This is a genomic window from Tunturiibacter lichenicola, from assembly GCF_051013355.1.
Classification (GTDB): domain Bacteria; phylum Acidobacteriota; class Terriglobia; order Terriglobales; family Acidobacteriaceae; genus Edaphobacter; species Edaphobacter lichenicola_F.
The window spans coordinates 2,994,556-3,011,786 of record NZ_CP132944.1 but is presented as its reverse complement, the minus strand read 5'-3'; the positions used below and the strand labels follow the sequence as shown (position 1 = coordinate 3,011,786).

Annotated in this window: 2 protein-coding genes and 1 pseudogene; all 3 read right to left on the bottom strand. The window is 66.4% G+C overall.

The window, feature by feature from the left end:
* Positions 1–2: 2 nt before the first annotated feature.
* On the bottom strand, positions 3–7,052 hold the full coding sequence (locus tag RBB82_RS12750; protein ID WP_433970906.1) for an MBG domain-containing protein: 7,050 nt from the start codon (positions 7,050–7,052) through the stop codon (positions 3–5).
* The gene (locus tag RBB82_RS12745; RefSeq protein ID WP_433970905.1) at positions 6,991–11,088 is read right to left on the bottom strand and encodes a beta strand repeat-containing protein; all 4,098 of its coding nucleotides are present in this window, start codon (positions 11,086–11,088) and stop codon (positions 6,991–6,993) included. Before RBB82_RS12745 ends, RBB82_RS12750 begins: the two co-directional genes overlap by 62 nt.
* A gap of 283 nt (positions 11,089–11,371) precedes the next feature.
* Positions 11,372–17,206: pseudogene (locus tag RBB82_RS12740) on the bottom strand (MBG domain-containing protein); the annotation flags it as partial.
* Positions 17,207–17,231 lie beyond the last annotated feature (25 nt).

The following is a 17,231-nucleotide window of genomic DNA, read 5'->3' as shown; positions in this document are numbered from 1 at the left end:
TTCTACTGGGGTGACTGATCGATATGGAAGTCGACACTTACTGTGTGCTGGATCCCATTGCTGACAGCGGTGACGGTGATGGGATAAGTGCGGTCGAAGTATCCGCTACCGCAACCTGTGAGCGTTCCGATAGCTCCGAGGGACGATAGGATCAGGATGGAATAGGTGATCATCCGAGCCAGCTTCCGACCCGAACGACGAGAGTAGCGAAGGCCGAGAAGCGGCAAGAGGAACAGGCCAAGCGCAACGCGAGAGAATCTGCTGGATAGGTCTTTCGGTGAATCGAGGGATGCGAGCTTTCGGGTTGCTACGGTGAGGGTGATATCGGTTGGGCCAGCCATCTTTGCGATCTCCGCAGGAGAGAAGGTATAGGTGGCAAGGATTGGACCGGTGGGGCTGGCGGAGAGCTGAACGGTGCCGGGGTAGGTGCCTCCGATGGGGGTGATGTGGAAGGTGTATTGCCGTGTGGTGCCGTATGTTCCTTCGACGGTCGCGGCGCTGGTAAGCGTAATGGTGAAGTCCAGCGGCGTAATGGTGATGGTGTTCGCTCCGGAGGTTGCGGAGGCCGTGCTTGAGTTGAAGTCGACGTCTCCGCTGTAGACGGCAGTGATGACGTGGGTGCCCACAGAGAGCGCTGTGGTGGAGTAGCTTGCAACTCCATTTGTGAGGGTTGCCGTTGCAAGAGCGTTACCGTTATCAAAGAGGCTGACGGTGCCAGTTGGCTGGCCGCTGGTTGTGGAGGCAACGTTCGCGGTAAAGGTTACGGGGAGATCGTAGGCAATGTTAGTGGTGCTGAGGCTCAACGTCGTGATGGCGGGTGCTTTGGTGACCGTCAGCATTCCGTTTTGCACGACCTGAATGTAGTCGTTGACATTGGTTCCGGTTGCAGCGGGGATGATCGGATATTGTCCTGGCTGAGAGGGAATGCTGGCAGAGTTAGAGAAGATTTCAGTAAAGGTATCGCCATCCAGAGCGCCGGTGATGCTTCCAGTGAAGGGCGGGTTTGGAGTGCCGTAGAGCTTCGTGAAGTTGTTAGCCGTTACAGTCAACGTAGCTTGACCAATGGTGAGGGTTCCGTTGACGTAGATGACGTTGTAGTCGGTCAAGTTCGTTCCGGTTGCGACGGGAACGATTGGGTACGTGCCGACAGAAGATGCAATGGTGGCCGGGGTGGTCTCAGTAAGGGTAAAGGTATCGCCGTTGACCGATCCGGTCGAAGTGGCGGTGAAAGGTGGATTGTCGATACCATACTCGCGGCCCGCGTTAGCAGCTGTCACTGTCAGGGTGGCCTGACCGACAGTGAGGGTGCCGTTGATATAGACGACGTTGTAATCGGTCAAGTTCATTCCGGTTGCGACGGGTGTGATTGGGTAGATACCGACCGGAGATGCCGAGGTGGCCGGCGTGGTTTCGGTGAAGGCGAAAGTATCGCCGTTGGCTGCGCCGATAGCAGATGCAGAGAAGGTTGGGTTTGTTGAGCCGTAGATACGAGTAGCGCTGCCTGCCGTGACGGTCAGAGTAGCTTGACCGACGGTGAGGGTACCGTTGACGTAAGTGACGGTGTAGTTACTAAGATTTGCTCCTGTTGCGACGGGGACGATGGGGTAGGCGCCAACGGGTGAGGCGGGCGTAGCGACAGTCGTTTCGGTAAAGGTGAAGATGTCGCTATTTTCCGTACCAGACGCCGTGGCCGAGAAGGCCGGGTTTTGCGATCCATACACGCGATTGGCGTCGGTTGCAGTGACAGTAAGAGCAGCTTTGCCGACGGTAAGTGTTCCATTGTTGTAGACAACGGTGTAGTCAGCGAGGTTGGTGCCGGTAGCAACGGGCACGATGGGGTAAGTTCCAACTGGGGAGCTGGCAGTCGCGGTGGTTGTCTCCGTGTAAGTGAAGGTGTCGCCGTTGACGGCACCGACTTCTGTTGCTGTGAAGGTGGGGTTAGCCGCTCCGTAAGTGCGGTTGGAATCGCCCGCCGTTACTGTGAGTGTGGCCTGGGTCACGGTCAGGGTTCCGTTGTTGTAGACGACGTTGTAGTCGGCGAGATTTGTACCAACGGCAACAGGGATAATCGGGTACGTGCCCACGGACGATGTGGTTGTCGCCGGAGTTGTTTCGGTGTAGGTGAACGTGTCACCGTTCACTACGCCCACTGCACTGGCAGAGAAGGCGGGGTTCGTTGCGCCATAGGTGCGAGTGGCGTTGGCAGCGGTGACGGTCAGTGTGGCCTGGTTTACGGTGAGGGTACCGTTGACGTAGACCACAGTGTAGTTGGACAGATTGGTTCCGGTGGCAACCGGGACGATGGGGTAGCTGCCTACAGATGAGGTGATAGTAGCTGGGGTGGTTTCAGTGTAGGTGAAGGTGTCACCATTGACAGCGCCCGAGGCAGTGGCAGTGAAGGCGGGGTTAGCGACTCCGTAGTTACGGTTGGCGTCCGCAGCAGTGACCGTGAGTGCAGCCTGGCCGATGGTAAGGGTGCCGTTGACATAGACCACAGTGTAGTTGCTGAGGTGCGTTCCAGTAGCGACCGGAACGATGGGGTAGGTGCCTATCGGCGAAGTAGCGGTTGCAGGTGTGGTCTCGCTGTAGGTAAATGTATCTCCATTGACTGCTCCGGTTGAAGAGGCGGTGAAGGCTGGATTCGTCGCACCATATGAGCGGCTGGCGTTGGCGGCGGTAATGGTAAGAGTAGCGGGCGTAACTGTGATCGTTGCGGTGGTGGTCTGGGTGGTGTAGTCCTTCGTGTCGGTCGGGGTGAAGGTTGCGGTGACTTGGGTGGCGCCGACATTTAATACTGTTCCGGCCGCCGGACTATAGGTGAAGGTGCCGCCGACAGAGCTGGTCGCGATCAGTGAGCCAGCGCCGACAGTGGAGGCTCCGTAAGGCACTGTAGAAGGTGGCCAGGTGATAGCAGCGGCGGCTTGGGTGATAGTAAGGGTGCCCGGGGTGGTTGCGAGAGTGTAGTTACCGATGTTGGTGCCAGTGGCAGTGGGAGTGATCGGGTAAGGGCCGACGGTCGAGGTGAGGACAGCGGTCGTCGAGAAACTTTCGGTGAAGCTGTCGCCGTTGACCGCTCCGGTGATGGTGCCAGTAAAGGGTGGGTTGGGAGTGTTATAAGCGCGGGTGGCGTTAGCGGCGGTGAGAGTTAGTGTCGCGGGATTGACGACGACAGTGGCTGTGACGGTCTGAGTGGTGTAGTTCTTGGTGTCAGTTGGGGTAAAGGTCGCGGTCACTGATGTGGAGCCGGCGTTCAATACTGTTCCGGCTACGGGGTTGTAGGTGAAGGTGCCACCGACAGAACTGGTAGCGACCAGCGAACCTGCGCCGACAGTAGCAGATCCATAGGTGACGGGGGCGGGAGCCCAGGTGATATTTGCGTTTGCCGCGGCGATGGTGAGAGTGCCCGGAGTGGGAGCGAGAGTGTAGTTGCTGAGGTTGGTGCCAGTGGCAGTGGGAGTGATCGGGTAGGGGCCGACAGACGAAGTGAGGACGGCGGTCGTGGAGAAACTTTCGGTGAAGGTGTCGCTGTTGACCGCGCCGGTGATAGTGCCAGTGAAGGTGGGATTGGGGGTGTTATATGCGCGGGTGACGCTGTTGGCGGTAAGGGTGAGGATCGCGGGCGTAATGGTTATCGTAGCGGTAACGGTCTGTGGGGTGTAATCCTTGGTGTCGGTTGGCGTAAAGGTCGCGGTGACAGAGGTGGAACCCACATTCATTACGGTCCCCGCTGCGGGACTATAGGTGAAGCTGCCGGCGACAGAGCTGGTTGCGGCCAGCGGGTTTGAACCTATGGCGGTTCCATAAGTAGCGGTGGCAGGCACCCAAGTGATCGTGGCGGTGGCCTGGGTGATGCTCAGGGTCCCGGGGGTGAAGACGAAGCTGTAGTTCTTGGCGGTCAGCGTCCCCACTGCGGCCGTGATCGGGTAGCTCCCGACCGGCGAGGTCGCGGTGTCGGTCGAGGTGAGAGCTGCTGTGCCCGTGACTACGGAGGACGTGTCGCCGTTGACGTAGCCCGTGATGGTGTCGGTGAAGGTTGGGTCAGCGGCGCCGTAGGGGCGGGTCGCATCCACGGCCTTGACCGTCAGCACCGCCGGGGTCACGGTGATGCTGGCCGTCGCGCTCTGGCCCGCGTAGTCGACCGTGTCGGTTGGGGTGAAGGTGGCGGTCACGACTACCGGGGTGGCGCTCACCGGGAGCACCGTGCCTGCGGCCGGGCTGTAGGTGAAGCTGCCCGCGATCGAGGCGGTCGCCTTGATGCCCGTGGCGCCGCCGATCGCAGTCCCGTAGACGATCGACTGGCTCGGCCAGGTGATGGTGTAGGCGCTGGCGGTGGCCTGGGTGATGCTCAGGGTCCCGGGGGTGAAGACGAAGCTGTAGTTCTTGGCGGTCAGCGTCCCCACTGCGGCCGTGATCGGGTAGCTCCCGACCGGCGAGGTCGCGGTGTCGGTCGAGGTGAGAGCTGCTGTGCCCGTGACTACGGAGGACGTGTCGCCGTTGACGTAGCCCGTGATGGTGTCGGTGAAGGTTGGGTCAGCTGCGCCGTAGGGTCGGGTCGCATCCACGGCCTTGACCGTCAGCACCGCAGGGGTCACCGTGATGCTGGCCGTCGCGCTCTGGCCCGCGTAGTCGACCGTGTCGGTTGGGGTGAAGGTGGCGGTCACGACTACCGGGGTCGCGCTCACCGGGAGCACCGTGCCGGCTGCCGGGCTGTAGGTGAAGCTGCCCCCGATCGAGGCCGTTGCCTTGATGCCCGTGGCGCCGCCGATCGCGGTCCCGTAGACGATCGACTGGCTCGGCCAGGTGATGGTGTAGGCGCTGGCGGTGGCCTGGGTCACCGTCAGGGTCCCGGGGGTGAAGACGAAGCTGTAGTTCTTGGCGGTCAGGGTCCCCACTGCGGCCGTGATCGGGTAGCTCCCGACCGGCGAGGTCGCGGTGTCGGTCGAGGTGAGAGCTGCTGTGCCCGTGACTACGGAGGACGTGTCGCCGTTGACGTAGCCCGTGATGGTGTCGGTGAAGGTCGGATCAGCTGCGCCGTAGGGGCGGGTCGCATCCACGGCCTTGACCGTCAGCACCGCAGGGGTCACGGTGATGTTGGCCGTCGCGCTCTGGCCCGCGTAGTCGGTGGTGTCGGTTGGGGTGAAGGTGGCGGTCACCACCACTGGAGTCGCGCTGACCGGAAGCACCGTCCCGGCGGCCGGGCTGTAGGTGAAGCTGCCCGCGATCGAGGCGGTCGCCTTGATGCCCGTGGTGCCGCCGATCGCGGTCCCGTAGACGATCGACTGGCTCGGCCAGGTGATGGTGTACGCGCTGGCGGTGGCCTGGGTCACCGTCAGGGTCCCGGGGGTGAAGACGAAGCTGTAGTTCTTGGCGGTCAGCGTCCCCACTGCGGCCGTGATCGGGTAGCTCCCGACCGGCGAGGTGGCGGTGTCGGTCGAGGTGAGAGCTGCTGTGCCCGTGACTACGGAGGACGTGTCGCCGTTGACGTAGCCCGTGATGGTGTCGGTGAAGGTTGGATCAGCTGCGCCGTAGGGTCGGGTTGCATCCACGGCCTTGACCGTCAGCACCGCAGGGGTCACGGTGATGTTCGCGGTCGCGACCTGGCCCGCGTAGTCGACCGTGTCGGTTGGGGTGAAGGTGGCGGTCACGACTACCGGGGTCGCGCTCACTGGGAGCACCGTGCCGGCGGCCGGGCTGTAGGTGAAGCTGCCCGCGATCGAGGCGGTCGCCTTGATGCCCGTGGCGCCGCCGATCGCGGTCCCGTAGACGATCGACTGGCTTGGCCAGGTGATGGTGTACGCGCTGGCGGTGGCCTGGGTGATGCTCAGGGTCCCGGGGGTGAAGACGAAGCTGTAGTTCTTGGCGGTCAGGGTCCCCACTGCGGCCGTGATCGGGTAGCTCCCGACCGGCGAGGTCGCGGTGTCGGTCGAGGTGAGAGCTGCTGTGCCCGTGACTACGGAGGACGTGTCGCCGTTGACGTAGCCCGTGATGGTGTCGGTGAAGGTCGGATCAGCTGCGCCGTAGGGGCGGGTCGCATCCACGGCCTTGACCGTCAGCACCGCAGGGTTCACGGTGATGCTGGCCGTCGCGACCTGGCCCGCGTAGTCGACCGTGTCGGTTGGGGTGAAGGTGGCGGTCACGACTACCGGGGTGGCGCTCACCGGGAGCACCGTGCCTGCGGCCGGGCTGTAGGTGAAGCTGCCCGCGATCGAGGCCGTCGCCTTGATGCCCGTCGTGCCGCCGATCGCGGTCCCGTAGACGATCGACTGGCTCGGCCAGGTGATGGTGTACGCGCTGGCGGTGGCCTGGGTGATGCTCAGGGTCCCGGGGGTGAAGACGAAGCTGTAGTTCTTGGCGGTCAGCGTCCCCACTGCGGCCGTGATCGGGTAGCTCCCGACCGGCGAGGTCGCGGTGTCGGTCGAGGTGAGAGCTGCTGTGCCCGTGACTACGGAGGACGTGTCGCCGTTGACGTAGCCCGTGATGGTGTCGGTGAAGGTCGGATCAGCGGCGCCGTAGGGGCGGGTTGCATCCACGGCCTTGACCGTCAGCACCGCAGAGGTCACGGTGATGCTGGCCGTCGCGCTCTGGCCCGCGTAGTCGACCGTGTCGGTTGGGGTGAAGGTGGCGGTCACCACCACTGGAGTCGCGCTGACCGGAAGCACCGTGCCTGCGGCCGGGCTGTAGGTGAAGCTGCCCGCGATCGAGGCCGTCGCCTTGATGCCCGTGGCGCCGCCGATCGCGGTCCCGTAGACGATCGACTGGCTTGGCCAGGTGATGGTGTAGGCGCTGGCGGTGGCCTGGGTGATGCTCAGGGTCCCGGGGGTGAAGACGAAGCTGTAGTTCTTGGCGGTCAGCGTCCCCACTGCGGCCGTGATCGGGTAGCTCCCGACCGGCGAGGTGGCGGTGTCGGTCGAGGTGAGAGCTGCTGTGCCCGTGACTACGGAGGACGTGTCGCCGTTGACGTAGCCCGTGATGGTGTCGGTGAAGGTTGGGTCAGCGGCGCCGTAGGGTCGGGTCGCATCCACGGCCTTGACCGTCAGCACCGCAGGGGTCACGGTGATGCTGGCCGTCGCGACCTTGGCCCGCGTAGTCGACCGTGTCGGTTGGGGTGAAGGTGGCGGTCACGACTACCGGGGTGGCGCTCACCGGGAGCACCGTGCCTGCGGCCGGGCTGTAGGTGAAGCTGCCCGCGATCGAGGCGGTCGCCTTGATGCCCGTGGCGCCGCCGATCGCGGTCCCGTAGACGATCGACTGGCTCGGCCAGGTGATGGTGTACGCGCTGGCGGTGGCCTGGGTGATGCTCAGGGTCCCGGGGGTGAAGACGAAGCTGTAGTTCTTGGCGGTCAGCGTCCCCACTGCGGCCGTGATCGGGTAGCTCCCGACCGGCGAGGTCGCGGTGTCGGTCGAGGTGAGAGCTGCTGTGCCCGTGACTACGGAGGACGTGTCGCCGTTGACGTAGCCCGTGATGGTGTCGGTGAAGGTTGGGTCAGCGGCGCCGTAGGGGCGGGTCGCATCCACGGCCTTGACCGTCAGCACCGCCGGGGTCACGGTGATGCTGGCCGTCGCGCTCTGGCCCGCGTAGTCGACCGTGTCGGTTGGGGTGAAGGTGGCGGTCACGACTACCGGGGTGGCGCTCACCGGGAGCACCGTGCCTGCGGCCGGGCTGTAGGTGAAGCTGCCCGCGATCGAGGCGGTCGCCTTGATGCCCGTGGCGCCGCCGATCGCAGTCCCGTAGACGATCGACTGGCTCGGCCAGGTGATGGTGTAGGCGCTGGCGGTGGCCTGGGTGATGCTCAGGGTCCCGGGGGTGAAGACGAAGCTGTAGTTCTTGGCGGTCAGCGTCCCCACTGCGGCCGTGATCGGGTAGCTCCCGACCGGCGAGGTCGCGGTGTCGGTCGAGGTGAGAGCTGCTGTGCCCGTGACTACGGAGGACGTGTCGCCGTTGACGTAGCCCGTGATGGTGTCGGTGAAGGTTGGGTCAGCGGCGCCGTAGGGGCGGGTCGCATCCACGGCCTTGACCGTCAGCACCGCCGGGGTCACCGTGATGCTGGCCGTCGCGCTCTGGCCCGCGTAGTCGACCGTGTCGGTTGGGGTGAAGGTGGCGGTCACCACCACTGGAGTCGCGCTGACCGGGAGCACCGTGCCTGCGGCCGGGCTGTAGGTGAAGCTGCCCCCGATCGAGGCCGTTGCCTTGATGCCCGTGGCGCCGCCGATCGCGGTCCCGTAGACGATCGACTGGCTCGGCCAGGTGATGGTGTAGGCGCTGGCGGTGGCCTGGGTCACCGTCAGGGTCCCGGGGGTGAAGACGAAGCTGTAGTTCTTGGCGGTCAGGGTCCCCACTGCGGCCGTGATCGGGTAGCTCCCGACCGGCGAGGTCGCGGTGTCGGTCGAGGTGAGAGCTGCTGTGCCCGTGACTACGGAGGACGTGTCGCCGTTGACGTAGCCCGTGATGGTGTCGGTGAAGGTCGGATCAGCTGCGCCGTAGGGGCGGGTCGCATCCACGGCCTTGACCGTCAGCACCGCAGGGGTCACGGTGATGTTGGCCGTCGCGCTCTGGCCCGCGTAGTCGGTGGTGTCGGTTGGGGTGAAGGTGGCGGTCACCACCACTGGAGTCGCGCTGACCGGAAGCACCGTCCCGGCGGCCGGGCTGTAGGTGAAGCTGCCCGCGATCGAGGCGGTCGCCTTGATGCCCGTGGTGCCGCCGATCGCGGTCCCGTAGACGATCGACTGGCTCGGCCAGGTGATGGTGTACGCGCTGGCGGTGGCCTGGGTCACCGTCAGGGTCCCGGGGGTGAAGACGAAGCTGTAGTTCTTGGCGGTCAGCGTCCCCACTGCGGCCGTGATCGGGTAGCTCCCGACCGGCGAGGTGGCGGTGTCGGTCGAGGTGAGAGCTGCTGTGCCCGTGACTACGGAGGACGTGTCGCCGTTGACGTAGCCCGTGATGGTGTCGGTGAAGGTTGGATCAGCTGCGCCGTAGGGTCGGGTTGCATCCACGGCCTTGACCGTCAGCACCGCAGGGGTCACGGTGATGTTCGCGGTCGCGACCTGGCCCGCGTAGTCGACCGTGTCGGTTGGGGTGAAGGTGGCGGTCACGACTACCGGGGTCGCGCTCACTGGGAGCACCGTGCCGGCGGCCGGGCTGTAGGTGAAGCTGCCCGCGATCGAGGCGGTCGCCTTGATGCCCGTGGCGCCGCCGATCGCGGTCCCGTAGACGATCGACTGGCTTGGCCAGGTGATGGTGTACGCGCTGGCGGTGGCCTGGGTGATGCTCAGGGTCCCGGGGGTGAAGACGAAGCTGTAGTTCTTGGCGGTCAGGGTCCCCACTGCGGCCGTGATCGGGTAGCTCCCGACCGGCGAGGTCGCGGTGTCGGTCGAGGTGAGAGCTGCTGTGCCCGTGACTACGGAGGACGTGTCGCCGTTGACGTAGCCCGTGATGGTGTCGGTGAAGGTCGGATCAGCTGCGCCGTAGGGGCGGGTCGCATCCACGGCCTTGACCGTCAGCACCGCAGGGTTCACGGTGATGCTGGCCGTCGCGACCTGGCCCGCGTAGTCGACCGTGTCGGTTGGGGTGAAGGTGGCGGTCACCACCACTGGAGTCGCGCTGACCGGGAGCACCGTGCCTGCGGCCGGGCTGTAGGTGAAGCTGCCCGCGATCGAGGCCGTCGCCTTGATGCCCGTCGTGCCGCCGATCGCGGTCCCGTAGACGATCGACTGGCTCGGCCAGGTGATGGTGTACGCGCTGGCGGTGGCCTGGGTGATGCTCAGGGTCCCGGGGGTGAAGACGAAGCTGTAGTTCTTGGCGGTCAGCGTCCCCACTGCGGCCGTGATCGGGTAGCTCCCGACCGGCGAGGTCGCGGTGTCGGTCGAGGTGAGAGCTGCTGTGCCCGTGACTACGGAGGACGTGTCGCCGTTGACGTAGCCCGTGATGGTGTCGGTGAAGGTCGGATCAGCGGCGCCGTAGGGGCGGGTTGCATCCACGGCCTTGACCGTCAGCACCGCAGAGGTCACGGTGATGCTGGCCGTCGCGCTCTGGCCCGCGTAGTCGACCGTGTCGGTTGGGGTGAAGGTGGCGGTCACCACCACTGGAGTCGCGCTGACCGGAAGCACCGTGCCTGCGGCCGGGCTGTAGGTGAAGCTGCCCGCGATCGAGGCCGTCGCCTTGATGCCCGTGGCGCCGCCGATCGCGGTCCCGTAGACGATCGACTGGCTTGGCCAGGTGATGGTGTAGGCGCTGGCGGTGGCCTGGGTGATGCTCAGGGTCCCGGGGGTGAAGACGAAGCTGTAGTTCTTGGCGGTCAGCGTCCCCACTGCGGCCGTGATCGGGTAGCTCCCGACCGGCGAGGTGGCGGTGTCGGTCGAGGTGAGAGCTGCTGTGCCCGTGACTACGGAGGACGTGTCGCCGTTGACGTAGCCCGTGATGGTGTCGGTGAAGGTTGGGTCAGCTGCGCCGTAGGGTCGGGTCGCATCCACGGCCTTGACCGTCAGCACCGCAGGGGTCACGGTGATGCTGGCGGTCGCGACCTGGCCCGCGTAGTCGGTGGTGTCGGTTGGGGTGAAGGTGGCGGTCACCACCACTGGAGTCGCGCTGACTGGGAGCACCGTGCCTGCGGCCGGGCTGTAGGTGAAGCTGCCCGCGATCGAGGCCGTCGCCTTGATGCCCGTGGTGCCGCCGATCGCAGTCCCGTAGACGATCGACTGGCTCGGCCAGGTGATGGTGTAGGCGCTGGCGGTGGCCTGGGTGATGCTCAGGGTCCCGGGGGTGAAGACGAAGCTGTAGTTCTTGGCGGTCAGCGTCCCCACTGCGGCCGTGATCGGGTAGCTCCCGACCGGCGAGGTCGCGGTGTCGGTCGAGGTGAGAGCTGCTGTGCCCGTGACTACGGAGGACGTGTCGCCGTTGACGTAGCCCGTGATGGTGTCGGTGAAGGTTGGGTCAGCGGCGCCGTAGGGGCGGGTCGCATCCACGGCCTTGACCGTCAGCACCGCAGGGGTCACGGTGATGTTCGCGGTCGCGCTCTGGCCCGCGTAGTCGACCGTGTCGGTTGGGGTGAAGGTGGCGGTCACGACTACCGGGGTCGCGCTCACTGGGAGCACCGTGCCTGCGGCCGGGCTGTAGGTGAAGCTGCCCGCGATCGAGGCGGTCGCCTTGATGCCCGTGGCGCCGCCGATCGCGGTCCCGTAGACGATCGACTGGCTCGGCCAGGTGATGGTGTAGGCGCTGGCGGTGGCCTGGGTGATGCTCAGGGTCCCGGGGGTGAAGACGAAGCTGTAGTTCTTGGCGGTCAGCGTCCCCACTGCGGCCGTGATCGGGTAGCTCCCGACCGGCGAGGTCGCGGTGTCGGTCGAGGTGAGAGCTTGCTGTGCCCGTGACTACGGAGGACGTGTCGCCGTTGACGTAGCCCGTGATGGTGTCGGTGAAGGTTGGGTCAGCGGCGCCGTAGGGGCGGGTCGCATCCACGGCCTTGACCGTCAGCACCGCCGGGGTCACCGTGATGCTGGCCGTCGCGCTCTGGCCCGCGTAGTCGACCGTGTCGGTTGGGGTGAAGGTGGCGGTCACGACTACCGGGGTGGCGCTCACCGGGAGCACCGTGCCTGCGGCCGGGCTGTAGGTGAAGCTGCCCGCGATCGAGGCGGTCGCCTTGATGCCCGTGGCGCCGCCGATCGCGGTCCCGTAGACGATCGACTGGCTCGGCCAGGTGATGGTGTAGGCGCTGGCGGTGGCCTGGGTGATGCTCAGGGTCCCGGGGGTGAAGACGAAGCTGTAGTTCTTGGCGGTCAGCGTCCCCACTGCGGCCGTGATCGGGTAGCTCCCGACCGGCGAGGTGGCGGTGTCGGTCGAGGTGAGAGCTGCTGTGCCCGTGACTACGGAGGACGTGTCGCCGTTGACGTAGCCCGTGATGGTGTCGGTGAAGGTCGGATCAGCTGCGCCGTAGGGTCGGGTCGCATCCACGGCCTTGACCGTCAGCACCGCCGGGGTCACGGTGATGCTGGCCGTCGCGCTCTGGCCCGCGTAGTCGACCGTGTCGGTTGGGGTGAAGGTGGCGGTCACCACCACTGGAGTCGCGCTGACCGGGAGCACCGTGCCTGCGGCCGGGCTGTAGGTGAAGCTGCCCGCGATCGAGGCCGTTGCCTTGATCCCGGTGGTGCCGCCGATCGCGGTCCCGTAGACGATCGACTGGCTCGGCCAGGTGATGGTGTACGCGCTGGCGGTGGCCTGGGTGATGCTCAGGGTCCCGGGGGTGAAGACGAAGCTGTAGTTCTTGGCGGTCAGCGTCCCCACTGCGGCCGTGATCGGGTAGCTCCCGACCGGCGAGGTGGCGGTGTCGGTCGAGGTGAGAGCTGCTGTGCCCGTGACTACGGAGGACGTGTCGCCGTTGACGTAGCCCGTGATGGTGTCGGTGAAGGTCGGGTCGGCTGCGCCGTAGGGTCGGGTCGCATCCGCGGCCTTGACCGTCAGCACCGCAGGGGTCACGGTGATGCTGGCCGTCGCGACCTGGCCCGCGTAGTCGACCGTGTCGGTTGGGGTGAAGGTGGCGGTCACGACTACCGGAGTGGCGCTCACCGGGAGCACCGTGCCTGCGGCCGGGCTGTAGGTGAAGCTGCCCGCGATCGAGGCGGTCGCCTTGATGCCCGTGGCGCCGCCGATCGCGGTCCCGTAGACGATCGACTGGCTCGGCCAGGTGATGGTGTAGGCGCTGGCGGTGGCCTGGGTGATGCTCAGGGTCCCGGGGGTGAAGACGAAGCTGTAGTTCTTGGCGGTCAGCGTCCCCACTGCGGCCGTGATCGGGTAGCTCCCGACCGGCGAGGTCGCGGTGTCGGTCGAGGTGAGAGCTGCTGTGCCCGTGACTACGGAGGACGTGTCGCCGTTGACGTAGCCCGTGATGGTGTCGGTGAAGGTTGGGTCAGCGGCGCCGTAGGGGCGGGTCGCATCCACGGCCTTGACCGTCAGCACCGCCGGGGTCACGGTGATGCTGGCCGTCGCGCTCTGGCCCGCGTAGTCGACCGTGTCGGTTGGGGTGAAGGTGGCGGTCACGACTACCGGGGTCGCGCTGACCGGGAGCACCGTGCCTGCGGCCGGGCTGTAGGTGAAGCTGCCCGCGATCGAGGCGGTCGCCTTGATGCCCGTGGCGCCGCCGATCGCGGTCCCGTAGACGATCGACTGGCTCGGCCAGGTGATGGTGTAGGCGCTGGCGGTGGCCTGGGTGATGCTCAGGGTCCCGGGGGTGAAGACGAAGCTGTAGTTCTTGGCGGTCAGCGTCCCCACTGCGGCCGTGATCGGGTAGCTCCCGACCGGCGAGGTCGCGGTGTCGGTCGAGGTGAGAGCTGCTGTGCCCGTGACTACGGAGGACGTGTCGCCGTTGACGTAGCCCGTGATGGTGTCGGTGAAGGTTGGGTCAGCTGCGCCGTAGGGTCGGGTCGCATCCACGGCCTTGACCGTCAGCACCGCCGGGGTCACCGTGATGCTGGCCGTCGCGCTCTGGCCCGCGTAGTCGACCGTGTCGGTTGGGGTGAAGGTGGCGGTCACCACCACTGGAGTCGCGCTCACTGGGAGCACCGTGCCGGCTGCCGGGCTGTAGGTGAAGCTGCCCCCGATCGAGGCCGTCGCCTTGATGCCCGTGGCGCCGCCGATCGCAGTCCCGTAGACGATCGACTGGCTCGGCCAGGTGATGGTGTAGGCGCTGGCGGTGGCCTGGGTGATGCTCAGGGTCCCGGGGGTGAAGACGAAGCTGTAGTTCTTGGCGGTCAGCGTCCCCACTGCGGCCGTGATCGGGTAGCTCCCGACCGGCGAGGTCGCGGTGTCGGTCGAGGTGAGAGCTGCTGTGCCCGTGACTACGGAGGACGTGTCGCCGTTGACGTAGCCCGTGATGGTGTCGGTGAAGGTTGGGTCAGCGGCGCCGTAGGGGCGGGTCGCATCCACGGCCTTGACCGTCAGCACCGCCGGGGTCACGGTGATGCTGGCCGTCGCGACCTGGCCCGCGTAGTCGACCGTGTCGGTTGGGGTGAAGGTGGCGGTCACGACTACCGGGGTGGCGCTGACTGGGAGCACCGTGCCTGCGGCCGGGCTGTAGGTGAAGCTGCCCGCGATCGAGGCGGTCGCCTTGATGCCCGTGGCGCCGCCGATCGCAGTCCCGTAGACGATCGACTGGCTCGGCCAGGTGATGGTGTAGGCGCTGGCGGTGGCCTGGGTGATGCTCAGGGTCCCGGGGGTGAAGACGAAGCTGTAGTTCTTGGCCGTCAGGCTTCCCACTGCGGCCGTGATCGGGTAGCTCCCGACCGGCGAGGTCGCGGTGTCGGTCGAGGTGAGAGCTGCTGTGCCCGTGACTACGGAGGACGTGTCGCCGTTGACGTAGCCCGTGATGGTGTCGGTGAAGGTCGGGTCGGCTGCGCCGTAGGGGCGGGTCGCATCCACGGCCTTGACCGTCAGCACCGCAGGGGTCACGGTGATGCTGGCCGTTGCGCTCTGGCCCGCGTAGTCGACCGTGTCGGTTGGGGTGAAGGTGGCGGTCACGACTACCGGGGTGGCGCTGACTGGGAGCACCGTGCCTGCGGCCGGGCTGTAGGTGAAGCTGCCCGCGATCGAGGCCGTCGCCTTGATCCCCGTGGTGCCGCCGATCGCAGTCCCGTAGACGATCGACTGGCTTGGCCAGGTGATGGTGTAGGCGCTGGCGGTGGCCTGGGTGATGCTCAGGGTCCCGGGGGTGAAGACGAAGCTGTAGTTCTTGGCGGTCAGCGTCCCCACTGCGGCCGTGATCGGGTAGCTCCCGACCGGCGAGGTCGCGGTGTCGGTCGAGGTGAGAGCTGCTGTGCCCGTGACTACGGAGGACGTGTCGCCGTTGACGTAGCCCGTGATGGTGTCGGTGAAGGTTGGGTCAGCTGCGCCGTAGGGTCGGGTCGCATCCACGGCCTTGACCGTCAGCACCGCAGGGGTCACGGTGATGCTGGCGGTCGCGACCTGGCCCGCGTAGTCGGTGGTGTCGGTTGGGGTGAAGGTGGCGGTCACCACCACTGGGGTCGCGCTCACCGGGAGCACCGTGCCTGCGGCAGGGCTGTAGGTGAAGCTGCCCCCGATCGAGGCCGTCGCCTTGATGCCCGTGGTGCCGCCGATCGCAGTCCCGTAGACGATCGACTGGCTCGGCCAGGTGATGGTGTAGGCGCTGGCGGTGGCCTGGGTCACCGTCAGGGTCCCGGGGGTGAAGACGAAGCTGTAGTTCTTGGCGGTCAGGGTCCCCACTGCGGCCGTGATCGGGTAGCTCCCGACCGGCGAGGTCGCGGTGTCGGTCGAGGTGAGAGCTGCTGTGCCCGTGACTACGGAGGACGTGTCGCCGTTGACGTAGCCCGTGATGGTGTCGGTGAAGGTTGGGTCAGCGGCGCCGTAGGGGCGGGTCGCATCCACGGCCTTGACCGTCAGCACCGTCGGGGTCACCGTGATGCTGGCCGTCGCGCTCTGGCCCGCGTAGTCGACCGTGTCGGTTGGGGTGAAGGTGGCGGTCACGACTACCGGGGTCGCGCTGACCGGGAGCACCGTGCCTGCGGCAGGGCTGTAGGTGAAGCTGCCCGCGATCGAGGCCGTTGCCTTGATCCCGGTGGTGCCGCCGATCGCGGTCCCGTAGACGATCGACTGGCTCGGCCAGGTGATGGTGTACGCGCTGGCGGTGGCCTGGGTGATGCTCAGGGTCCCGGGGGTGAAGACGAAGCTGTAGTTCTTGGCGGTCAGCGTCCCCACTGCGGCCGTGATCGGGTAGCTCCCGACCGGCGAGGTGGCGGTGTCGGTCGAGGTGAGAGCTGCTGTGCCCGTGACTACGGAGGACGTGTCGCCGTTGACGTAGCCCGTGATGGTGTCGGTGAAGGTCGGGTCGGCTGCGCCGTAGGGTCGGGTCGCATCCGCGGCCTTGACCGTCAGCACCGCAGGGGTCACGGTGATGCTGGCCGTCGCGACCTGGCCCGCGTAGTCGACCGTGTCGGTTGGGGTGAAGGTGGCGGTCACGACTACCGGAGTGGCGCTCACCGGGAGCACCGTGCCTGCGGCCGGGCTGTAGGTGAAGCTGCCCGCGATCGAGGCGGTCGCCTTGATGCCCGTGGCGCCGCCGATCGCGGTCCCGTAGACGATCGACTGGCTCGGCCAGGTGATGGTGTAGGCGCTGGCGGTGGCCTGGGTGATGCTCAGGGTCCCGGGGGTGAAGACGAAGCTGTAGTTCTTGGCGGTCAGCGTCCCCACTGCGGCCGTGATCGGGTAGCTCCCGACCGGCGAGGTCGCGGTGTCGGTCGAGGTGAGAGCTGCTGTGCCCGTGACTACGGAGGGCGTGTCGCCGTTGACGTAGCCCGTGATGGTGTCGGTGAAGGTCGGGTCGGCTGCGCCGTAGGGTCGGGTCGCATCCGCGGCCTTGACCGTCAGCACCGCAGGGGTCACGGTGATGCTGGCCGTTGCGCTCTGGCCCGCGTAGTCGACCGTGTCGGTTGGGGTGAAGGTGGCGGTCACGACTACCGGGGTGGCGCTGACTGGGAGCACCGTGCCTGCGGCCGGGCTGTAGGTGAAGCTGCCCGCGATCGAGGCCGTCGCCTTGATGCCCGTGGCGCCGCCGATCGCAGTCCCGTAGACGATCGACTGGCTCGGCCAGGTGATGGTGTAGGCGCTGGCGGTGGCCTGGGTGATGCTCAGGGTCCCGGGGGTGAAGACGAAGCTGTAGTTCTTGGCGGTCAGCGTCCCCACTGCGGCCGTGATCGGGTAGCTCCCGACCGGCGAGGTCGCGGTGTCGGTCGAGGTGAGAGCTGCTGTGCCCGTGACTACGGAGGGCGTGTCGCCGTTGACGTAGCCCGTGATGGTGTCGGTGAAGGTTGGATCAGCTGCGCCGTAGGGGCGGGTCGCATCCACGGCCTTGACCGTCAGCACCGCCGGGGTCACGGTGATGCTGGCCGTCGCGGCCTGGCCCGCGTAGTCGGTGGTGTCGGTTGGGGTGAAGGTGGCGGTCACCACCACTGGAGTCGCGCTGACCGGGAGCACCGTGCCTGCGGCCGGGCTGTAGGTGAAGCTGCCCCCGATCGAGGCCGTCGCCTTGATCCCGGTGGCGCCGCCGATCGCAGTCCCGTAGACGATCGACTGGCTTGGCCAGGTGATGGTGTACGCGCTGGCGGTGGCCTGGGTCACCGTCAGGGTCCCGGGGGTGAAGACGAAGCTGTAGTTCTTGGCGGTCAGCGTCCCCACTGCGGCCGTGATCGGGTAGCTCCCGACCGGCGAGGTC